Annotated in this window: 18 protein-coding genes and 3 pseudogenes; 14 read left to right on the top strand and 7 right to left on the bottom strand. The window is 31.6% G+C overall.

Annotated elements, in window-relative coordinates; translation table 11 throughout:
• Positions 1-14 precede the first annotated feature (14 nt).
• The gene (locus SBL15_RS09465; RefSeq protein ID WP_107637921.1) at positions 15-956 is read right to left on the bottom strand and encodes a magnesium transporter CorA family protein; all 942 of its coding nucleotides are present in this window, start codon (positions 954-956) and stop codon (positions 15-17) included.
• A 31-nt stretch (positions 957-987) separates the two neighbouring features.
• Positions 988-1602 (bottom strand): TetR/AcrR family transcriptional regulator, encoded by a 615-nt coding sequence (locus SBL15_RS09460; protein WP_107612042.1) that lies wholly within the window; start codon positions 1600-1602, stop codon positions 988-990.
• Between the two features lie 165 nt (positions 1603-1767).
• Between SBL15_RS09460 and SBL15_RS09455 the strand changes: the two are divergent.
• From SBL15_RS09455 to SBL15_RS09420, 8 genes and pseudogenes are all read left to right on the top strand, one after another.
• Positions 1768-3045, top strand: a pseudogene (locus SBL15_RS09455) (YhgE/Pip domain-containing protein).
• Positions 3046-3202: 157 nt separating this feature from the next.
• A complete protein-coding gene (locus SBL15_RS09450; RefSeq protein WP_037535798.1) occupies positions 3203-3631 on the top strand; it encodes a MarR family winged helix-turn-helix transcriptional regulator in 429 nt (142 codons plus the stop codon).
• 113 nt (positions 3632-3744) lie between these two features.
• On the top strand, positions 3745-5103 hold the full coding sequence (locus tag SBL15_RS09445; RefSeq protein WP_107612044.1) for an MATE family efflux transporter: 1359 nt from the start codon (positions 3745-3747) through the stop codon (positions 5101-5103).
• 244 nt (positions 5104-5347) lie between these two features.
• The gene (locus SBL15_RS09440; protein ID WP_317955831.1) at positions 5348-6595 is read left to right on the top strand and encodes a copper resistance protein CopC; all 1248 of its coding nucleotides are present in this window, start codon (positions 5348-5350) and stop codon (positions 6593-6595) included.
• A gap of 13 nt (positions 6596-6608) precedes the next feature.
• Complete coding sequence (locus SBL15_RS09435) at positions 6609-7220, top strand: YcnI family protein (RefSeq protein ID WP_053041426.1); 612 nt, start codon at positions 6609-6611, stop codon at positions 7218-7220.
• Between the two features lie 204 nt (positions 7221-7424).
• Positions 7425-7841 carry a DUF2871 domain-containing protein gene (locus SBL15_RS09430; RefSeq protein WP_037535805.1) on the top strand — a complete coding sequence of 139 codons (417 nt, stop codon included), beginning with the start codon at positions 7425-7427 and terminating at the stop codon, positions 7839-7841.
• 196 nt (positions 7842-8037) lie between these two features.
• The gene (locus SBL15_RS09425; protein WP_037535806.1) at positions 8038-9069 is read left to right on the top strand and encodes an NAD(P)/FAD-dependent oxidoreductase; all 1032 of its coding nucleotides are present in this window, start codon (positions 8038-8040) and stop codon (positions 9067-9069) included.
• Between the two features lie 25 nt (positions 9070-9094).
• On the top strand, positions 9095-9496 hold the full coding sequence (locus SBL15_RS09420) for a GNAT family N-acetyltransferase (RefSeq protein WP_053016581.1): 402 nt from the start codon (positions 9095-9097) through the stop codon (positions 9494-9496).
• Between the two features lie 107 nt (positions 9497-9603).
• Here SBL15_RS09420 and SBL15_RS09415 read toward each other — a convergent pair whose 3' ends face one another.
• Positions 9604-10599 carry an acryloyl-CoA reductase gene (locus SBL15_RS09415; protein WP_053018376.1) on the bottom strand — a complete coding sequence of 332 codons (996 nt, stop codon included), beginning with the start codon at positions 10597-10599 and terminating at the stop codon, positions 9604-9606.
• A gap of 346 nt (positions 10600-10945) precedes the next feature.
• Between SBL15_RS09415 and efeO the strand changes: the two genes are divergently transcribed.
• The 3 genes from efeO to SBL15_RS09400 are packed head-to-tail and all read left to right on the top strand — an operon-like array spanning position 10946 to position 14758.
• Positions 10946-11809, top strand: coding sequence for an iron uptake system protein EfeO (gene efeO / locus SBL15_RS09410; RefSeq protein ID WP_107612047.1), 864 nt, complete (start codon positions 10946-10948; stop codon positions 11807-11809).
• Positions 11806-13032 carry an iron uptake transporter deferrochelatase/peroxidase subunit gene (efeB, locus tag SBL15_RS09405; RefSeq protein ID WP_107612048.1) on the top strand — a complete coding sequence of 409 codons (1227 nt, stop codon included), beginning with the start codon at positions 11806-11808 and terminating at the stop codon, positions 13030-13032. The genes efeO and efeB overlap by 4 nt, the downstream gene beginning before the upstream one ends.
• A complete protein-coding gene (locus tag SBL15_RS09400; protein ID WP_107612049.1) occupies positions 13013-14758 on the top strand; it encodes an FTR1 family protein in 1746 nt (581 codons plus the stop codon). Before efeB ends, SBL15_RS09400 begins: the two co-directional genes overlap by 20 nt.
• A 68-nt stretch (positions 14759-14826) precedes the next feature.
• Here the strand turns inward: SBL15_RS09400 and tatC are convergent, their stop codons facing one another.
• Both tatC and SBL15_RS09390 read right to left on the bottom strand, forming a co-directional pair.
• On the bottom strand, positions 14827-15573 hold the full coding sequence (gene tatC, locus SBL15_RS09395) for a twin-arginine translocase subunit TatC (RefSeq protein WP_053016589.1): 747 nt from the start codon (positions 15571-15573) through the stop codon (positions 14827-14829).
• Positions 15524-15754: a twin-arginine translocase TatA/TatE family subunit gene (locus tag SBL15_RS09390; RefSeq protein ID WP_370444502.1), complete on the bottom strand. Its 231-nt coding sequence runs from the start codon at positions 15752-15754 to the stop codon at positions 15524-15526. The genes tatC and SBL15_RS09390 overlap by 50 nt, the downstream gene beginning before the upstream one ends.
• A 166-nt stretch (positions 15755-15920) precedes the next feature.
• On the opposite strand from SBL15_RS09390, the pseudogene SBL15_RS09385 reads away from it, so the two are divergent.
• Positions 15921-16436 (top strand): annotated as a pseudogene (locus SBL15_RS09385) (GNAT family N-acetyltransferase).
• A 176-nt stretch (positions 16437-16612) separates the two neighbouring features.
• Here SBL15_RS09385 and SBL15_RS09380 read toward each other — a convergent pair.
• Positions 16613-18301 carry a CDP-glycerol glycerophosphotransferase family protein gene (locus tag SBL15_RS09380; RefSeq protein WP_107612051.1) on the bottom strand — a complete coding sequence of 563 codons (1689 nt, stop codon included), beginning with the start codon at positions 18299-18301 and terminating at the stop codon, positions 16613-16615.
• A 377-nt stretch (positions 18302-18678) separates the two neighbouring features.
• Here SBL15_RS09380 and SBL15_RS09375 point away from each other — a divergent pair.
• Positions 18679-20279, top strand: a pseudogene (locus SBL15_RS09375) (L-lactate permease).
• A 129-nt stretch (positions 20280-20408) separates the two neighbouring features.
• Here SBL15_RS09375 and SBL15_RS09370 read toward each other — a convergent pair.
• Positions 20409-21560, bottom strand: coding sequence for a glycosyltransferase family 4 protein (locus SBL15_RS09370; RefSeq protein ID WP_107612053.1), 1152 nt, complete (start codon positions 21558-21560; stop codon positions 20409-20411).
• A gap of 311 nt (positions 21561-21871) precedes the next feature.
• On the opposite strand from SBL15_RS09370, the gene mqo reads away from it, so the two are divergent.
• Positions 21872-23350 (top strand): malate dehydrogenase (quinone), encoded by a 1479-nt coding sequence (mqo, locus tag SBL15_RS09365; protein WP_107637750.1) that lies wholly within the window; start codon positions 21872-21874, stop codon positions 23348-23350.
• Positions 23351-23401 lie beyond the last annotated feature (51 nt).

The raw sequence follows: 23401 nt of genomic DNA, 5'->3' as shown, positions 1-23401 counted from the left end.
TGTATAATTAGCAGTTATAATTTTTGTTTTCGCCATAAGAAGATACTTACTATAGTCACAAGAACGAGTGAAATTCCTACAATGAAGAGCCACGATGAATAACTCTTTTCATCGAGTGGAAGCGGTACGTTCATACCGAAGAAACTAAACACAAGTGTTGGTAATGTGAGTAATACTGTAAATAATGTAAGTGTCTTCATAATATTATTCATTTCATTAGATAATAATGAAGAATACGAAGTTGTAATACTCTCTAAAATGCCAGTATATAATTCTGTCGTTTCAATCGCTTGGTTATTTTCAATCACTAAATCTTCTAATAAATCTTCATCTTCTTCAAAACGTTTTATGGCAGGTAAACGGAATAATTTTTTAATAATTGTATCGTTACCTTTTAATGCAGCTAGAAAATATACCAAACTTTTTTCAACTTCCATTAATTTGTAAAGCTGTTTATTGGTAATATTATTTTTTAGTTCTCGTTCGATGCGGATTCGTGATTTATTTAAAAGTCTTAAATTTCTGTTGTAGTGGTTTGAAATAGTTAATAAAATATCTAGAGCAAAACGACTATGAAAATTTAAATTAACATCATCTTGTCGTGCATAATTCTCTAAGAATTCATTTTCAGCATCAAAGATTGTCAAAATAAGTCCTTTTCCGATAACAATTCCTAATGGGATTGTAACGAAAGATAAGACGCGACGATGCGTAGAACTTACAATAGGTAAGTCGATGATGATAAGGGAATAGCCTGTATCGTCATCATATTCAATACGTGCGCTTTCATCAGCATCTAATGGATCTCGAATAAAGTCCTCGGGCAAATTATAGGTTTCAATTAATTGTTCAATTTCTTCTCGTTCAGGTTCTACAACATTAATCCATGATGCAGAGTGATCTAAAGTCGTTTCAACGATGTCATTGTTAGTTGAATGTTTATATGCAGTTAGCATGGCTAATGATTCCTTTCATATTCATTTAGTCTCAGTTGGATTGGGTACGTTCATAATGATTTTGAATCATAATACGTAATGGGCCATTATAAATAATATTAAAAATATGTTTTGTTAAATCATTTACAGAAATACGATTATCGTCTTGTACCCAATATTTGATGATTGAAATAGTAGCACCTGAAACATAACTATGAAAATACATTTCAGGAATACCATCTATCTCATGTTCAATACTAATATATTTTTGCAGATTTTCTTTAATTAAGGAATGAACTTTTTCTTCAAGTCTACTTTTACGTTCTAATTGAAGAATCGTATGGTAAAAGTCCATATTATCGGAGATATGTTGTAATACTTTGGTCAAAATATTATTAATAAAATCATCAGCTGTATTTTCTGGTGTACTAGTGTCGAGTTGATTAAATTGAGTTGATGACCAAATTTGTGAAATGTATTCATCTTCCATATCAGTTAATAACATGTATTTATCTTCATAATGTAAATAAAATGTACCACGATTAATATCTGCTTGATTTGAAATATCTTGAACAGTGATTTTGTCGAGGTCTTTCTTTTTTAAAAGGTCTGTAAATGCACGTTTAATAGCTGATTTTGTCTTTCTTATTCTCCTGTCTTCCTTCATTAAATATCGACCTCCTAATAGTAAATAGACAAAAATCTACAATCTGTTCAATAACGTACGGTATTTGAATAATTGATTATTGTTTATTTTTGACTATCTCATTATAATTTACAAGGTATTAAATATTCAACACATTGTTCAATAAATTTTAGGAGGTTAGATTTCATGAATATTTTTAAAAGCAAACTATTATGGCTTGCACCTATTGCAGCGATATTATTATTAGTTATATTCTCTTTGGCTTTTTATCCAGCGTTTAATCCAAAACCAAAGCAATTGCCAATAGCCGTTGTAAACAATGATAAAGGTGTAGACATTCAAGGTAATAAAGTAAATATCGGGAAAAAAATTGAAGATAAATTAATGGATAGTGATTCTGATACTGTTAAGTGAGTTAAAGTTGATAAAGAATCAGATATTAAAAAAGGTCTTAAAGATGAAAAATACTATGGGGTAGCTATTTTTAACAAAGACTTTTCAAAAAATGCAATGAGTAAAACACAAAAAGTAGTAATGGATAGTAAAAAAGCAGAAATGAAAGAAAAAGTTGAATCAGGCGAAATTCCAGCCGCAGCTGTTCAACAAATGCAGAAAAAAATGGGCAATCAAAAAGTTGATGTAAAACAAGCGACATTTAAAACAATTGTAAATAAAGGTGCAAGTATGCAAGCAGCTACCATTACTGGTAACGTACTTGATGGAATGGGAGATAATTTAAATAAACAAATTACTTCTCAAAGTCTTAGCACATTAGAAAAGCAAGACGTTAAAGTGAGTGCCTCAGATATTAAAGGCATTACAAATCCTGTTAAAGTTGATAATAAAGAAATTCATAAAGTAAAAGATCATCAAGGTGGCGGTAACGCACCATTCTTAATGTTTATGCCAGTATGGATGGGATCACTTGTAGCATCAGTATTATTATTCTTTGCTTTCAGAACAAGTAATAACTTCAAACTTCAACACAGAGTTATCGCTTCATTAGGCCAAATGTTATTAGCAGTTATTACAGCATTTGCTGGAAGTTTCGCGTATGTCTACTTCATGCATGGTGTATTAGGATTTGATTTCAATAATACTAATAGAGTAGCACTCTTCTTAGCTATATCAATCCTTGGATTTATTGGATTAATTCTAGGCATCATGGTGTGGTTAGGCATGAAAGCAATTCCAATCTTTGTTATTTTAATGTTCTTTAGCATGCAATTAGTAACATTACCAAAACAAATGCTTCCTAAAGGCTATCAAGGTTGGGTTTATGACTTTGATCCATTTACTCACTATACAAATACACTTAGAGAAATTATCTACATGGGTAGTCACATTGAAATGAATTCAACTATATGGATGATGATTGGCTTTATTATATTTGGCGCAATATCTAGTTTAACTGCAGCTATTGTAAGAAAACATAGTAATAAACGTACTGAAATTCCATCATAAGAATTTAATTTTATCCCTCGATTTAGCAGATTGCTATTAAATCGGGGGTTTTATTTTAATAAAAAAATCAGAAAATTTAAACTTTAATATATCGATTGACTATTATTAAAATCGGAGTATTATATTCGTTAGACATCTAACGAAATGGAGTGAGACCATGGATGCAACGTATCAATATTTAGTCAGAATGTTAGCGCATGAGATGAAACATTATGCTGACCGTAAACTAGATGAGTACAACGTTACACAAGAACAAAGTCATACGTTAGGTTACATGTACAGGCACAAAGATCGAGGCATTACACAAAATGAATTATTAAAGACATTTAAAAGAAAGGGATCAACAGTAAGTTCAACATTGAAGGGTTTAGAAAATAAAGGACTTATTTATAGAATGGTTGACCCTGACGACTCCAGACGTAAAAATTTAAAACTAACTCAAGAAGGTATGCAACTTGTTGAATCTTTTGTAAGTATCTTCGATGATATAGAAGCTATTCTTGTTAAAGATTTTAATGAGAGTGAGAAGCAACAACTTAAGGACTTATTTGAACGCATGTTGAATAATATTAAGACAGAAAAGTAATTATTATGGCTAGCTGTAATTTAAACCAAGTTGTGAAATTCAGCTAGCAAAATTTTTAAACTAATAGTTAGATATCTAATTATTAGATGTCTAACATAAAGGAGATTATGGAAATGAAAGACGAACAATTATTTTACTTTGAGAAATCATCAATATTTAAAGCTATGATGCATTTCTCATTACCGATGATGATAGGATCACTACTCAGTGTCATTTACGGAATCTTAAATGTATATTTTATTGGTTTCCTAGATAATAGTCATATGATTTCAGCTATTTCTTTAACATTACCTATATTTGCAGTATTGATGGCGTTTGGTAATTTATTCGGTGTTGGTGGTGGAACTTATATTTCTAGATTGCTAGGTGCGAAGGACTACACTAAAAGTCATTATGTAAGTAGTTTTTCAATATATAGTAGTCTAGTATTGGGACTTATTATTGCTGTTGTAACCTTACCATTTACAGATCAAGTAGCTAGTATTCTAGGTGCAAGTGGTGAAACGTTAAACTATACGAGTGATTATTTGAAAATTGAATTCTTAAGTACACCGTTCGTTATTCTATTCTTCGTTTTAGAGCAGTTTGCTAGAGCCATTGGTAAACCGATTATTTCTATGATAGGAATGCTTTCAAGCGTTGGTATAAACATCATTTTAGATCCTATTTTAATTTTTGGTTTGCACTTAGATGTTGTAGGTGCAGCATTAGGTACTGCAATTTCAAATACTGTTGCGGCGTTATTTTTCATTGTTTACTTTTCTAGAAAAAATGAGACCTTATCATTTAATATCAAACATGCCAAAACAACTAAAGCAATGATGCAAGAAATTTTTAAAATTGGAATTCCAGCTTTCTTGATGGTAGTTCTAATGGGAGTAACTGGTTTAGTCGTTAATTTATTCTTAGCAACATATGGTAACTATGCGATAGCAAGTTACGGCATCTCATTTAGACTTGTTCAATTCCCAGAACTAATCATAATGGGACTTTCAGAAGGTGTTGTACCTCTAATTGCGTATAATTTCGTATCTAATAAAACAAGAATGAAAGATACCATTAAAGTGGTCATCGTGTCTATTGCTGTTATATTTGCAGTTTGCATGGCTGTCGTTCTTGTAGCCGGACATTCAATTGTTCATTTATTTAGTACGGATCCTCAAATTGTTACTCTAGCTACATTTATTTTAAAAGTGACTATGACATCATTACTTTTAAATGGCATTGGATTTTTATTTACTGGCATGTTGCAAGCTACTGGACAGGGTCGTGGGGCTACAATAATGGCCATCGCACAAGGAACAGTTATTATTCCAGTTCTATTTGTCTTAAATAGCTTATTTGGCTTAAGTGGTGTCATTTGGTCATTATTAATAGCTGAAACAGTATGTGCATTTTTAGCTATGTTTATTGTGTATTCACTAAGAAATCGATTAACAGTTGATAAAGCATCTTTAATTGAAGCGGAATAACATAGTATAGTGGTTTTAGCACGAAAAAATACTGGCTAAATGAATTGAAACCGGCAATAGCACTAATAATAAGTTGTTTATAATCTATAATTTTATAAAATGGGTGAGCGAGGCGATGAAATGATTTCGATTTCAGTCTCGCTTTTATTTTTGGATAAAAAGTGACAAATTAGAATAATTATTGTTAAATAGCACGCATTATTTTATCATAAGTAAATGAGCAAAATTTTATGGGAGGACGTCAATGGTGAATTTACAGCGAAGTTCTAAAGTAGCTTTGGCATTGATAATGACGTTTTTATTATTGTTAATTCCAACTCTTCATAATGTCGCATCTGCGCATGCAACTTTGGAAAAAACTACACCACCACAAAATGGGGTTATATCGAAAGCGCCTAATACGATAGAGTTAACGTTTAATGAACCCGTTAACGCTGAATACTCAGGTATTACAATATATAATGATAAAGGGGATAAAGTAGGGGATATTGATCCTACAACAACCGGACATTCAAAGACACTTACATTTCCTACTGATAAAGTTCAACAAGGGACACAGCAATTAGAATGGCATACAGTTTCTGCTGACGGTCATGAGATTAGTGATCGTTTTGAGTTTTCAGTAGGTAAGAAGACAGCTAACGGTATTGATACATCTCCAGCATTTTACGAAAAACCTAATTTCTGGTTTGGGTTATTCAGATACATAGCTGAAGGTGCAACGATAATTCTTGTAGGTCTATATTGGTTAAATGGTATTGCACGACGTAATAACCTATCTACATTCGATGTATTTCCTAGACATATTGCAGTGTCCTTAATAATGATGATGGCATACTTGATGTCACTTGTACTTTATTTAATGACATTGTCTTCGGATGTATTAGATGCAATACTATCTCTTGAGCCTAGTGCAATAACACAATTCCCTTACATATTAAGTGCCATTGCTTTAATTGTATTAAGTGGTTTATTCGTCTTAAGAAACATGGAGAAATCATGGTACTGGATTGTATCTATTGCAATGATTCTAGCAATGAGTATGTCAGGGCATGTATGGTCACAAAGCGTACCATTATGGTCTATCATACTAAGAACACTACATTTAATAGGTATTAGTTTATGGTTAGGTGCATTAAGCTATTTATTGATTTCAGTATTTACACGTAAAAAAGATGCCGTAGATTTATTGCGAGAAATATTATTCAAAGTTAATGCTGCAGCGGTAGCAATAATCATTATTTCAGGTGTATTAATGTCTATTGATCAAACGAAGATTTTGTCAATTTGGACAAATATGCAAACTTGGACGGTATTCTTATTAATTAAAGTTTTTGGTACTTTAATGATGATGTTATTGGGATTATTGCAAACAACACGTGCACTCAATAAACGTAATAGAGTAAATAAATCTTCATTAATTATAGAAGTCTTAATTGGTATATTACTTATTTTAGTCGGAGTAATTATGAGCCAAATCAGTATTCCATAAAAGGAGAAAAAAGATGATAAAAAAATTATTAGCGACAAGTTTCATACTCTTTTTTACATTAGGTTTCTTTAAAGTAGCAGATGCGCATGTTACTTTAAACCCAAAAGCAGTTGACCCAGAATCTTATGAAAAAGTAGATGTTAGAGTTCCTGTAGAACAAAAAGATCATACTGAAAAAGTAGAATTAGAAGTACCAAAAGAAGTTCAAGTTGTTAATATACAACCAGTAGAGGGCTATAAGTATAAGTTAGATAAAGATAAAAAAGGTAACATTACTAAAATTATTTGGACTGCTAAAGGTAAAGGCATTGGGCCAGATGAATTTATGGATTTTCCTATTGTTGTAGCCAGCCCTAAAGATGAAGGTAAGTATGCATTTAAAGCAATTCAAACCTATGATAACGATGATAAAGTTAAATGGACTGGAAAAGAAAATAGCGAACACCCAGCACCAACGTTAGAAGTTAAAAAGAATGCTAATGCAGTAGATGTAAAAGATGAAAAATCAAAAGATACTGCTAGTGAACAAACATCTTCAGGTGGCTCAATTGCTTTATGGATTGTGTCAATCATCGCAATTATATTATCATTAGTCGCATTATTTAAACATTCAAGAAATAAATAATGTAACGAGTGAGGCTAGGACCAAGTCTCTTTGTAAATAGGCATAACTTATTAAACTGAGTTGAATTGTATATCAAGTTTGACTCAGTTAAAATCCCTCACTCTCATAATTCGATTTATTAACAAGTGACTCAATATTACAAATATTGTCACTGTAAAGTTGATGATAATAAATTATAATATTAATGTGAGGGAGGCATTGTTTATGCGACGATTATTATATGCATTTTTGGTCTATATGATCTTGGGACTTTTCAGCGGGTTCTACTATAGAGAATTGACAAAAGCACATCATTTTACGGGTGATACACAATTATCTATTGTACATACGCATACACTGATTTTAGGTATGTTTATGTTTTTAATACTGATACCATTAGAAAAGGTATTTAAATTAAGTAGTTACTATTTATTTAACTGGTTCTTCATCGTTTATAACATTAGTGTTTTGGCAACCATTGGTATGATGGTAACGAAAGGAACATTCCAAGTATTAGGGAAAAGCTTTTCTCCAGAAGCATTTGCTGGATTTGCAGGTATTGGTCATACAGGAATGCTAGCAGGATTATTATTGTTATTTTTCTTAATTCGACAAGCAGCACTCAAAGAACCAAGAGATTAATTGATTTGAAGTTAGACTTTTCATTTTTAATAGCACAATCGTGTTATTGATGAAAAGTCTTTTTTTTAGCTAATAAAGTAGAATTGCAATTAAGATATGATTTTCTTCAATAATATATGCACATATAGTATAATTAAGGCAAAATAATGATAATAATTATCATTCGAAACGGGACATAATCTTGGGAGGATTTACAATGCAAGATGTAACTATAATTGGTGGTGGACCTGCTGGATTATTTGCGAGTTTCTATGCTGGTTTACGAGGAATGTCTGTGAGAATCATTGACGTACAAGATAAATTAGGTGGAAAAATGCAAATCTATCCAGAAAAGATTATTTGGGATATTGGTGGTGTAGCGCCTAAACCATGTAATGAAATCATTAAAGATATGATTAACCAAGGCTTACATTTCAACCCTAAAGTTAATTTAAACGAACGTGTAACAGATATACGCAAAATAGAAGAAAGACATTTCGAAGTAGAAACAGATAGCGGAAAAATTTATGAGTCAAAAGCTGTAATATTTGCTGTAGGCGGAGGGATTATTAATCCTAAGCCTCTTCAAATTAAAGATGCAGAGCGTTATCGTTTAACAAATTTACATTATGTTGTGCAATCTTTCTCAAAATTTAAGGGAAAAGATATTCTAATTTCTGGTGGGGGTAACACTGCTTTAGATTGGGCAAGAGATTTAGCTAATATTGCAAATTCGATTACACTTGTTTATAGAAAATCAGACATTAAAGGCTATGAAGCAATGATAAGCGTACTTAAAGCGTTAAATGTGAACCTGTTGCCTAAAACACAAATTAAAGAGTTAATAGGTGACAATAAATGTGAATGTATTAAAGAAGTAAAACTTGAAAATATTGAGACTGGAGAAGTTACGACACAAGCGTTTGATGATGTTATTGTTAGTCATGGTTTTGATCATGAGAATCCACTACTTAAAGACTGTACATCTAAACTTGATTTATACGATGAATATCGCGTTAAAGGCTTTGGCAACACGACAACAAATATTCCTGGCATCTTTGCTTGTGGGGATATTGTACATCATGATGCTAAAGTACACCTCATTGCTAGCGCGTTTAGTGATGCTGGAAATGCAGCAAACTTAGCTAAAACTTACATTGATCCTGATGCATACAAAGAAGGATATGTTTCAAGTCACAATGATGTATTCAAAGAATCAAATAAAAAAGTTATTAATCAATATATATAAGATTATATTAAGGGGATAGAAAATAATGATTAGATATTCTAATGAGCCACCAGAGGTTCAAGCGTATTGTGACTTAAGAGTTAAGGCAGGAATGAGCCCTAAATCAGTAGCTGCAGCTCGAAACGGTTTACCAAATGGCTGTTTCAATATTACGATTTATGAAGATCAACAATTGATTGGAATGGGCAGAGTTATAGGTGATGGTGGAACGGCATTTCAAATTGTAGATATAGCCGTTGATCCAGATTATCAAGGACAGGGCTATGGTAGGGTTATTTTGGAAAAAATAATGGCATATATTAATTCCGTAGCTGAAAAGGGAACTTATGTTAGTTTGATAGCAGACTATCCAGCTGATAAACTATACGAAAAATTTGGATTCAAGACTACTGAGCCAAAATCAGGTGGCATGTATATCGTGTTTTAATTATAAAAACCACTAGGACAAATCGAAATCATAGAAAAACATGTATTTATATTGTTTCATTCTATGATATTGAGACTGGATTGTCCTAGTGGTTTTTTTCGATTTAACTATGCATCAAAATCAATAATAATACGACCGAAATTATCGTGGTTTAAAACAGTTGAAATCGCATCTGGTAATTCTGAAAATGAAATGACTTTTTTAATATCATGAAGTTTGTCAGATTTTAAGTCAGTTGCTAAACGTCTCCAAACACGCTCACGTAATTTCATTGGTGTGAATACAGAATCTATACCAACTAGACTTACGCCTCTTAAAATAAATGGATAGACAGTTGTATCAAAAGAAACACCACCTGTTAAGCCAATTAGCGCGACACCACCATTATTATCTATACGATTAGTGACATAAGGTGTTCCATTTCCTCCAATAGGGTCAATGGCAGCTTGCCAAGTTCTTGAACCTAATGGCTTTTCATCATTATCTGTAATACGATCAATAATTTCATTCGCCCCTAAAGCTTCAAGTTTGTCACCGGCATATTTGTTTCCTGTACTAGCAACTACTTTATATCCTAAATTAGAAAGCATTAGCACTGCCAATGCACCTACACCACCAGATGCGCCACGTACAAGAACTTTGCCACCTTCCAGTGTCATGAAACCAGCTTTTTCCAATTTTTCAATAGCTAAACCGGCTGTATAGCCTGCTGTACCATAAATCATAGCTTCTTCTAAAGTCATATTATCAGGTAATTTAACTACCCAATCGGAATTTACACGTGCGTATTCACTAAATCCTCCATAATGACTTACACCCATATCATAACTTGTTACAATGACTTCTTCACCTTCATTAATTGTTGGATCTTCTGATTTAACAACGGTACCAGCTAAATCTATACCAGGAACCATAGGATAAGATTTAAGGATTTGATTATTATCCGTTGTAGCTAATGCGTCTTTATAATTAATACCTGAATAATGAACTTTGATTAAGACTTCACCTTCAGGTAAATCATCAGTAGTTAACTGAGTAAAGTCACTATTAACGCTTCCATCGTTGTTTTTATCCACTAAAAAAGCTTTAAATTGATTACTCATATTATGTGACTCCTTTATATATTGTATTAGTGGTTATTTTATACCCTTAATAAACCAGTTGTATGCTTCAAAGCCTTATAAATAAAAGGTAAATTAAAAGTCTCTGAGCTTCAAAAAATAAAAAAATTTTTATTTAAAAATGTATTTGAATTGTTATTGACACTTTATTGGGCTAAATCTATAATAAATTTGATAATGATTATCAATTGAAAAATTAAAAGTGTTTATATGAATATAAAAGACGACATAACAACGATATTAAGTTGGTGTTAAATATAATGTATACATAATTACACGATTCATCTTCAAATGATAATCTTCTAAACTATATTGAGGTGAATACATAATGAAAAAATTACCAACTATTTTATTAGCATCTTCTTTACTTTTAGCGGCTTGTGGCAACAATAGTCATAGTGACGATAATAGTAATAAAGATAAGCAATCGCAGAGTAGTAAAGGGGAAAACAAAGCAGCATTACAAAAAGCAACTAAAGAATATGAAAAGTATACTGATGGTCAACTTGATAAATTCTTGGATGGAACTGAAAAATTTGTTGCAGCTATAAAAGCTGATGATATGGATAAAGCGAAAGAATTATATCCTAAAGTACGTATGTATTATGAAAGATCAGAACCTGTTGCGGAAGCTTTTGGTGATTTAGATCCTAAGATTGATGCTCGTTTAGCAGATATGAAAGAAGAGAAAAAAGAAGATCAATGGACAGGTTATCATAAGATCGAGAAATCACTTTATCAAGATAATAAAATAGATGCAACAACTAAAAAAGATGCAGACCAATTATTAAAAGATGCTAAAGAATTAGATGCGAAAGCAGATACTTTAGATATAACTCCTAAATTAATGTTACAAGGATCAGTTGATTTATTAAATGAAGTTTCAACATCTAAAATTACAGGTGAAGAAGAGATTTATTCACATACAGACTTATACGATTTTAAAGCTAATATCGAAGGTGCACAAAAAATCTACGAATTGTTTAAACCTGAGTTAAATAAAAAAGATAAAAAATTAAGTGCTGATATTCAAAAGAACTTTGATAAAGTTAACCAACTATTAGACAAGTATAAAGACGGTGATGGCTTCAAAGATTATAGTGCAGTTACTAAAGAAGATAGAAAAGCTCTATCAGATGCAGTGAATTCACTTGGTGAACCACTAAGTAAAATGGCTGTGGTTACAGAATGAGTAAAATAGATCATAATCAAAGTGACCAAGTATCTCGTCGCTCTTTTCTAAAAATGTTAGGAATAGGTGGCGCTGGTGTGGTTATCGGTGCTAGCGGGGCAGGCAGTATTTTTTCATTTAAATCGATGTTCGATACACCTGAGAATGAAGATAAAGATGCATTTGAGTTTTATGGACGTGTACAAGCAGGTATTACAACACCGACACAAAAAAATTGTAACTTCGTTGCATTAGAGTTAAAGACTAAAGATAAACAAGCGATTAAAGACATGTTTAAGAAGTGGACGCAAATGTCAGTCAATATGACCGATGGTGCACCTGCTGAAAAAGATAGTCAAAATGAATTATTACCCCCTGTGGATACTGGAGAATCAATCGGATTAGGTGCTAGTAAATTAACATTGACATACGGTATTAGTAAATCATTTTTGAAAAAGATTGGTATGTCATCAAAAATCCCATCTGGATTTAAAGATTTACCACATTTTCCTAATGACCAACTAGATGATGAATACAGTGATGGAGATATTATGATTCAAGCTTGTTCAAATGATCCACAAGTAACATTCCATGCTATTCACAACTTAATTCGTCCATTTAGAGATGTTGTTAAAATGAAATGGTCACAAAATGGTTTTGTCTCTGGCAAACTAGAAGAAACGCCTAGAAATTTAATGGCATTTAAAGATGGTACAGTTAATCCTCGTAAAAATGACGAGCTTAAAAAGTATGTCTTCATTGACGACGGTTGGGCTAAAAATGGAACGTATTGCATTATTCGACGCATTCAAATTCATATAGAAACATGGGACCGTACATCATTAGAAGAGCAAGAAGCTACTTTCGGACGTAAACGAGCATCCGGAGCACCATTAACCGGTAAAAAAGAATTCGACAATATAGATTTAGACGCTAAAGATAGCAGTGGTCAATATGTTATCGATCCAAACGCGCATGCGCGACTAGCACGTGAAGTGAAAACATCAATCAAACGACGTGCATATAATTATAATGATGGAACAAATGCCAAAACGGGTGCGTTGGAAACAGGATTAATGTTTATTTGTTTCCAAAAATCAACACAACAATTTATTGATATTCAAAATAATTTAGGACACAGTGATAAGTTAAATGAATATATTACGCATCGAGGTTCTGCATCCTTCCTTGTGTTACCAGGTGTAAAAAAGGGAGGCTATATCGGTGAAACCTTATTTAACTAAATTAGTCGTTGCGATAGTCCTTATTCTAACGGTTATTAGAATTGTCCCAGCACATCAAGTGAGTGCTGCAGATGATAGCAAAATAAGTGATGTGTATGTAGCGATAACTGATGCAAAATCAACTATAGAAGATAAAGATAAAAGTAAAAAAGAAAAGCAAAGTGCACTTGCTGATATTAAAGAAAAAGTAAAATCTTTAAATATTAAAGATAACAAAGAAGGTAAAGACGTAAAGTCAAAACTTGAAGCGGTAGATAAAGCCTCTTCAATGAATGCTAAAGCTGATAAATTATCACAATTAACTAAATCATTAATCGCTTATGAAGATGCAGTTTCTACCAAAGATATCAGTGGTGAGATTAAAACATTGAAGCAACAAGTTGCTGCAAAAGATGATCCTATTAAAAAAGCAATCAAAAGTAAAAATGAGTCAGAGCTACAATCAATTAACAATAGTTTAAATCAAATTTGGACGACTCATGAAACAGCCATAAGAAACTATGATGAAGGTAAATATGGACAAATTGAAGTTAACTTAATGCAACTACGTGTTGCTATCCAAAAAGAACCTTTAGATACTAAGAAAGTAGACAATGCCTGGACAACCTTCAAATCAAGTATTGATACGGTCGATCAAAAACAATCCAGCTCAGATAATGGTAAATATAAAGTAACGCAACTAAATGATGAGTTGGATAAAGCGATTAAAGGGATAGAAGATAATAATTTAGATCAAACTGATGCGGCATTATCTAAATTTGTTCAAATTTGGCCATATGTTGAAGGGAAAATTCAAACAAAAAACGGTTCATTATATACTACAATTGAAGATAAAATACCGTATTATCAAAGTATTCTAGACCAGAATAACAAAGATCGCGTTAAAGACGGATTAAAAGACATCAACAATGATATCAAAGACACTGTTGGTCAAGACGGTTACACATTTGTAGATGTTATGATTATCTTTTTACGTGAAGGTTTAGAGGTATTGTTGGTCATTATGACATTAACTACAATGACACGTAATGTTAAAGATAATAAAGGTACAGCTAGTGTTATAGGTGGTTCAATATTAGGCTTAATACTAAGTATTACGTTAGCAGTTGTATTCATACAAACGCTAGGTAATAATGGATTACTACGAGAAGGAATGGAAGCTACACTAGGAATAATTGCAGTGGTTCTAATGTATATCGTTGGTATTTGGATGCATAGACGATCAAGTGCTAAACGTTGGAATGATATGATTCAAAATATGTATCAAAACGCTATTAGTAACGGTAATCTAGTATTGTTAGGTACAATTGGATTAATTTCTGTTTTACGTGAAGGTGTAGAAGTGATTATTTTCTACATGGGTATGATAGGAAGTATTACAACAATGGACTTCGTAATTGGTATTGCTTTAGCGATTATAATTTTAATTATCTTCGCATTATTATTTAGATTCATAGTGAAACTTATTCCAATTTATTACATCTTTAGAGTCCTTTCAATTTTAATTTTTATTATGGCATTCAAAATGCTTGGTGTAAGTATTCAAAAACTACAATTGTTAGGCACACTTCTACAGCATGGTATTGAAGGTTTACCTACAATTGGTTTTTTAGGATTTTATCCTAATATTGAATCAATAGTAGCTCAATTAATATATATAGTGTTTATTGTGTTCTTCATTTTAAAAAATCGCCAAAACAAACAAAAGAATACTAATCTAAACTAATTATCATGAATAGTAAAATAAAACCTCGAGACTTGTGGGAATAACAAGTACTCGAGGTTTATTAGATATTATGATCGTTGTGTAATTCTTGCGATAAACATACTGAATTCAAATAAAATAATCAAAGGCAATGTTAATAATAAATTCAAAGTAATATCTGGTGGTGCAATAATACTCGCCACTACAAAACAACCAAAATAAATATACTTACGATAGTGTTTAAGTTCATTAACATCGATTAAGTCAAATTTAGCTAGCCCCATAAATAATGTTGGGAGTTGAAAAAGAACACCAAAAATTAGCAACCATCGTATTAACTCATGCAAATAGGCTTTAAAACCAATAACAGGCTCAATACTTAAAACTTCAGATAATGTTAAAGAGAAATTTATAATTAATGGAAATCCTATAAAAAACGCAAATGCAACTCCAATTATAAATAACAGTGCACACCATAAGCTATATTTAATAATAAATCCCCGTTCATTAACATGGAGGCCAGGTGCAATAAAAGCCCATAATTGGTAAAACACAATAGGTATAATTAAACACAACGCTACAAAGAAGATAATCATAATGTAAATCTGAATCATTTCAGTAAATGAAAATGCATGTAGTGTTACATGTGCACGTTTAATATAGTGTATAAATGGTTTCATCCACCAATGTGATGATACATATACGATTATCGTTGCAACAATAAAAGCGATGAACACTTTGACGAGACGCGATCGTAGTTCATCAAAGTGTCCTAGAAGTGTATTACTATTTAATGTGTTCTCGTTGTTGTTTTGACTCTTTACTGGGAGTATCATGACTTTCATCTGTATCTATATTTTCTGCTGCAGATTTAAATTCTTTCAAAGTACTACCAATTGCTCGGCCAAATTGTGGTAATTTTTTAGGTCCGAAAATTATTAATGCAATTATGCTAATAACGACTAAACTTGTCGGTCCTGTAATTCCTAATACAAACATATTGATAACCTCACTCATTATTGTTAATAATATCATCTATACTTTATACTTATTGATAAATATTATCAATAGAAATTTGCTCTGTTCACAAATAAAACGAATTTAATGCATAGTGGCATGTTAATAGGGAATAAGTTACAAAATAAAAAATGAATAATGAGCGGTATTTTAGGAGGTTAGAATGATGAGTGAATATATAACAATGATTGAAAATAGCGATGTGAGTGACTTACGTCAAATTTCTGAGACAACGTTTTATGACACATTTGAAGGAGAATATTCAGATGAGGATTTTAATCAATTTTTCAAAGAAAGCTATAATGAAAAAGTGTTGTTAAATGAATTAAATAATCCTAATTCATTTCATTATTTTTACAAGGTGAATGATCAAATTGCAGGGTATTTAAAACTTAATGTCGGTAATGCTCAAACTGAACCTAAAGGTTAAGATTATTTGGAGATTCAAAGAATTTATTTCTACAAGACCTATCAAGGTGGGGGAAGAGGACAAAAGTTTATTCAATTGGCTCTTGATAAAGCGAAGGAACTAAATAAAAATAAAGTTTGGTTAAGTGTATGGGAACATAATCAACAGGCATTATCATTCTATAAGAAGCACGGCTTTGAAGTCACAGGACAACATGAATTTATAACAGGTGAAGTCGTCGATATAGATTTAATAATGGAAAGAGAAGTTTAGCTATAGAACGAATAAAGTTTGGTGCTAATAAAATAGGGGAGTTGGGGTTCGGGGCTCAATCCCCTGGCAAGGTTGATTAGAATTAAAATAATTTTTACAAGTGCGTTTTTTAATTCAGTCAACTATTGCCAATATATATGTAGCCTGAGACATTGAATTATGTCCCAGGCTATATATTATTTATTATTGATAATATCTCGCATAAGTTGAGTTAGTCTTTTTAGTGAGGTGTTATTACGGTTCACGAGTGGATGATTAGAAATATCAGTCAATGTATGATGGATTAAGTTATTGTGTAATAAATCTTCATCTGTATACCAAACTTTAGATAAACTTTCCATAACATCATCATAAACACCACGCTCTTGTTGATAAGCCGCATGATTTGGTGTATAGAGACATACTTTTTTGCCAATAGTTAAAGCATCAAAGATAATTGAAGAATAATCGGTAATTACGACATCAGATATTAATAATAAATCTTGCGTTTCAATATGATTTGGTGCTTCAATTGCACCTTCTGGAAGTGTCATGTCATCCTCTATATGGCCTTTGAAAATGACGTGATATTCTTCTATTAATTCTGGTGAAATCGACATCAATTCAGTTGAATCTTTTGTCGCATGCCATGTTGGTGCATACAATAATATTGGCTTTGTTCGATCAACATTTAATGCATCTTTAATTTTCTTCTGATGATTTTTATCATTCTGATAATGTAGTAAATAGCTAATTCTTGGATAACCATAAGGTATCATTTGAGTATGTTGATTAGGAAATGCCGTTTCAAATAAGCCTGTAGCTGCCTCGGAATCTGTTAAAAGGTAGTCTTGTTTTAGCCATTTATTATATTTACGGGCCTTATAATTGTAGATATTTTTATTTTGGTCTGGTTCTTTGCTATCTAAGAAGAGCTTTTTGATTGGTGTTCCATGCCACAATTGAATAACTGTACCATTTGGTTTAAACTCATCAGGAATATAACTTTCAATGACTACAATTTTGGCAGTTTCTATTAATTCTTTATTATTTTCTGCATCAGTAGGTAAAAAGTATGGTCCACGTCTATCGTTAGTAATGAAATAAGCTTCAGTGGTAGGATTTCTCTTCACAAAATAATTGAATAAATATTTAGAGTTACCTCTATAACCATAATCAAATCCTAAAAACACAACATGATTTTTAACTTTTGAAGGATCTTTATCATATACATAGCTTAGATTACGATGCTTTTTTAATGCATGATTTTGCATCTTTCTATAAATCCATTTGGGTAATTTAAATTTCGTAGTGATAAGCCAACTATCTACAAAGCGCATTTCATCTTCTTTACCAGGATATTTGAATTTACTGTAAGGTATAGAGTGACCATGAATGTATGCCAATTTGTTCAAATCAAAATGATTTATTTTTTTAATATCGAATGTATCTAATGATGCCCAAAAAGCATGGCTAGTGCGACATTCATTGATGAAATCAAAAACGACGTGATTGTCTATATCAATTTCGTCTTTTAAAACAGAAATAACGGCTAAATCCATAATAGATTGAATATCATACTTAGATAAATGTAATAAAGCACGTTCAATATTAAAAATAATATTAGGATAGTGGTTAATATTTTTCATCCATGATAAAAATGTTAATGTATCCTCACCAAAATAACGACAGTCATTTAAATATAAACCATTTAAAGTATAATCTACTGCTATTGAATTATGTGTTAAGTCTATAGCTTCCAACATATCATGATTGATTTTAATATCATTTGAATAAGGAATGAAATGTGAAAAACCAGCTGATTTGGCTTTGTTTAATTGTAATGCAAGATGGCGCATGTTAGAAATATTTATTTGTTTAATCATCATACATTGTCCTTTAACTCTTAAATTTCTTAAATATATTTTACCATGTGACTAAAAAAAATTCATATTTACAAAAATTACATCATTATATAATTGAAATGTTTGGAAATTTTCGTTGAAAAATAGTGGGATTTTATTTTGTTGAAAATTTAACAAAAATTTTATAAAAAGTACTATATAGTATTGTCATTTAAGTAGAAAGATGGTATATTTTTATTGTGAAAAAGTTCACAAGATATAAATTTGTGAAATCTAGCATTATTAACTTGTCGACAAACTAATAAACAATATAACAATTAGAAGTACGCTCAAACTTCAATTGTCAATATCGCTAGAGTGATCATTAATACAAACTAAAGGAAAGAAGAGTCAGAATTATGTTAGTTCAAACATTTAATCCATTTGATAATTTGGTATTATCTAGTTTAATAGCCGCAGTACCTATTATTCTATTCTTATTATGCTTAACCGTTTTTAAAATGAAAGGTATCTATGCAGCTATCACAACGTTAGTTGTTACATTACTTATTGCTATCCCGTTCTTTAAATTACCACTTGGCATTGCAACAGGTGGTGTTGTAGAAGGATTCTATCAAGGTATTATTCCGATTGGTTATATTGTCATGATGGCAGTATTACTTTATAAAATCACTCAAGAATCTGGTCAATTTAATACGATTCAAGACAGTATTACAAGTATTTCACAAGACCAACGTATACAATTATTACTTATTGGTTTCTCATTTAATGCATTTTTAGAAGGTGCTGCTGGTTTTGGTGTACCGATTGCAATTTGTGCGTTATTACTTGCTCAATTAGGTTTTAGACCTTTACAAGCTGCAATGTTATGCTTAGTAGCAAATGCTGCTTCAGGTGCTTTTGGTGCTATAGGAATTCCAGTAGGTGTTGTAGATACACTACACTTACCAGGTGGCGTTCACGCAATGGGCGTATCTCAAACATCTACATTAACATTAGCAATTATTAACTTCTTTATACCATTTTTACTTATCTTTATCATTGATGGTTTAAAAGGTGTAAAAGAAACATTACCTGCTATCTTAGTTGTATCTGTTACGTATACAGTATTACAAGGTTTACTAACAGTATTTAACGGACCTGAATTAGCTGACATTATCCCACCATTAGTAACTATGGGAGCTTTAGCTTTATTCTCTAGAAAATTCCAACCAAAACATATTTTCAGAGTACAGAAAGATGTGGAACCTGAACCGGCAAAACATCACAATGCAAAAGAAATTATCTATGCATGGAGTCCATTTGTTATATTAACAGTTGTAGTTATGATTTGGAGCGCACCATTCTTTAAAAACTTATTCTTACCAAAGGTAAATTATCTTCATTAGTGCTTAACTTTAATTTACCAGGTACTTTCAGTGAAGTCGCTCATAAACCAATTATGTTAAGTTTCAATTTTATTGGTCAAACTGGTACAGCGATTTTAATTACAATTATTATTACAGTATTAATGGCTAAGAAAGTAAGTTTCGGAGATGCAGGACGTTTATTCGGTGTAACTTTTAAAGAACTATGGTTACCAGTATTAACAATTTGTTTCATCTTAGCAATCTCTAAAATCACTACTTATGGTGGTTTAAGTGCAGCAATGGGTCAAGGTATTGCTAAAGCTGGAAACGTGTTCCCAGTGTTATCACCAATCTTAGGTTGGATTGGCGTATTTATGACAGGATCAGTTGTTAATAACAACTCATTATTTGCACCAATTCAAGCTTCAGTTGCACAACAAATTGGAACAAGTGGTTCATTACTAGTAGCTTCAAACACAGTGGGTGGTGTAGCAGCGAAATTAATTTCACCTCAATCAATAGCAATTGCGACTGCTGCTGTTAAAGAAGTAGGTAAAGAATCAGAATTACTTAAAATGACATTACGTTACAGTGTTGGATTACTAATCTTCATCTGTATTTGGAGATTTATCTTATCTCTAATTCTGTAATTAATATACAATATTATTCTAAGATATAATTATTTCAAAAATAGCCCGTAAATGAATTGTAAAAATTCGTTTACGGGCTTTTTGAATATTCATAGAAGTCCCCACAAATAAACATAATTATAAGTAGAATTAAACGTTATTAATTGCGGTCATAAATTTTTCATAAACCGTATTAGGCGTATATTGTTTCAAAGTAACATGTCCTTCATTGATCATCTGACTAGCTTCATCGACGTGGTTCATAGCGATGTCTATATATTTTGCTAAAGAACCAGCATCACCATAATTGGCTAAATAGCCATTGGAATTATGATTAATAATGCTAGCAGGTCCAAGTGTATCTTTAAAGCTGATAACAATATTATCTTGAGCCATAGCTTCTAATAAAACCATACCAAAGCCTTCATTTCTCGACGGTACCACAGTAATTTTACTGTTAGATAATTTGGTATTAAGTTGTTGAGTTGCAGGATAGATAGTAATTAAATCATTTAATTGATGCTGATCAATCAATTGTTGCAAATGTCCACGCTCTTGACCATCACCGTATATTTCTACTTTAAAATTCAATCGCTTAAGGTCATTTTGAATACGGCGAACACTTTCTATTAAAATATCAAACCCTTTTTCAAATTCTAATCTACCTGCACTAATAATGATATTTTCTTTCTTAGTAGCATGTTTTACTGGATTGATGATATTTGGAATTGTATAAACAGGTGTGTCGATTTGTTGCTCGTAATTCAGTTGATCTTGTTGAGTTAGCGTTGTGACTATATCTATGTTGCGATAGGCAGTGAGTATATCTTGTTGATAATTTTCCGGATGTGCATGTAGGTTCATATGCTCCATTCCCACAGTTATGACATTGTTTGAATGATACTTTGAAATTAAAATATTAAAGCTCGCTCTAGTACCTACAAGTACATCTGTATCAACTTTTTTAATTGCTTTAATCATTTTATGTTCTACATACTTGGAAAATTGATTTAACCCCGGCTCAAACTGATTTATTTCTTTTGGTTTCAATAGTGAAGTATATTTATTTAAACGATTCATCATTATTGCTTTAGTGTTCTGAGGTTTTAAACGGTAGTCTACTAATGTCTTTATTTTTATTTTGTCATTTATTTCAAAGTAAGGCTCGTCTTGAGCTCGAAACACAGAAATAATTTCTATGTGATGTCCTTTGTCGGCAAGTGTATTAGCTAATTCAGAAACTGCTTTAACTGTTCCACCTAATGCATAAATATTATGCATGAAAAATGTGAATGATTTCATAGTTACACCTCAAATAATTCATAATAGAAAATTATAGCATTTCTGAGATGTGTCTAATAGTAATAGCCAATGCTAACTAAGATAATGTACGTCTATCCTTTATTCTCGATAAAAGATGAAAACTTTATGTAAACACTTTTTTCATAGAACGATTATGTATATAATTAAACTAGTTATTAAAAAAGTCGATTTACGTTCTGCGTAAAGTTAATATTAAAAATTTTAATAAATAAAGAAAGCGTTTTAATTTATTAAGCCAAGATCAATTTCCTATCGACTAAAGATGTGAAAAAAAGGGGGACTGTATTGTTATGAGTTCAGAACATAGCAAAACAGATGTCATCTTAATAGGTGGCGGTATAATGAGCGCAACACTCGGTACGTTATTAAAAGAATTATCTCCAGACAAAGAAATTAAAATATTTGAAAAATTAGAACAATCTGGTGAAGAAAGTTCAAATGTTTGGAATAATGCTGGCACAGGGCATTCTGCACTTTGTGAATTGAATTACACTAAAGAAGGCAAAGAAGGCTCTGTTGATATTACTAAAGCAATTAAAATCAATGAACAATTCCAAGTATCTAAGCAATTTTGGGCACATTTAGTAAGAACTGGACAATTAGAAAATCCATCTAACTTCATTCAATCAGTGCCACATATGAGTTTCGTAAAAGGTATCTTCAATGTAAAATTCCTTAAAAACAGAGTAGCAGCATTAAAAGAAAATATACTATTTGAAAAAATGGATATTACTGAAGATCGTGAAAAAATTAAAGAATGGGTACCTTTAATGGTTGAAGGAAGAACATCACATGTTCCAATTGCATTATCTCGTGATGAAAGTGGGACAGATGTAAACTTTGGTGCACTAACAAAAAAACTCATCTCTAATTTAAAAGAAAGAAATGTAGAAGTCTCTTATAAACAAGAAGTTGAAAATATTGAGAAACTGGATAATGGTAACTGGAAAGTGACTGTTAAAGATCTTAATTCTGGACAAAGTCATACGTATGAATCAGAATTTGTATTTATTGGGGCCGGCGGTGCAAGTTTACCATTACTTCAAAAAACAGGTATCAAGCAATCAAAACATATCGGTGGTTTCCCAGTAAGTGGTCTGTTCTTACGTTGTACTAATAAAGACGTTATCGAAAAACATCATGCTAAAGTTTACGGTAAGGCAAGTGTAGGTGCACCACCAATGTCGGTACCTCATTTAGATACACGATTTGTAAATGGTGAACGTGCTTTATTATTCGGCCCATTTGCAGGCTTTTCACCTAAATTCTTAAAAACAGGTTCAAATTTAGACTTAATACGTTCAGTTAAACCTAATAATTTATTAACAATGTTATCAGCAGGTGTTAAAGAAATAGATTTAACTAAATATCTCGTATCACAACTTATGTTAAAACATGAAAATCGTATGAATGATTTACGTGTATTTGTACCTAATGCAAAAGACGAAGATTGGGAAGTTATTGTTGCAGGTCAACGTGTACAAGTGATCAAGGATACTGAAGATAGTAAAGGTAACTTACAGTTTGGTACTGAGGTAATTACATCTGATGATGGTTCTCTTGCAGCATTATTAGGTGCTTCACCTGGTGCATCAACTGCAGTAGATATTATGTTAGATTTATTACAACGTTGTTATGGTAATGAATTTAAAAATTGGATTCCGAAAATTAAAGAAATGGTACCTTCTTTCGGACTTAAATTAACAGAGCATGAGGACGTCTATCGAGTTGTTAATAAAGAAATTCAAAAATATTTAAATGTAAAATAAGTATCATTTCAATATAAAATCACATTAAGCTCCTTATAAAGTTTGCACTTT

This window comes from Staphylococcus sp. NWU MKU2 (assembly GCF_033283605.1).
In the GTDB taxonomy this organism is placed as follows: Bacteria; Bacillota; Bacilli; order Staphylococcales; family Staphylococcaceae; genus Staphylococcus; species Staphylococcus haemolyticus.
The sequence above is the reverse complement of the archived record's forward strand: the minus strand, read 5'-3'. Positions and strand labels throughout refer to the sequence as shown.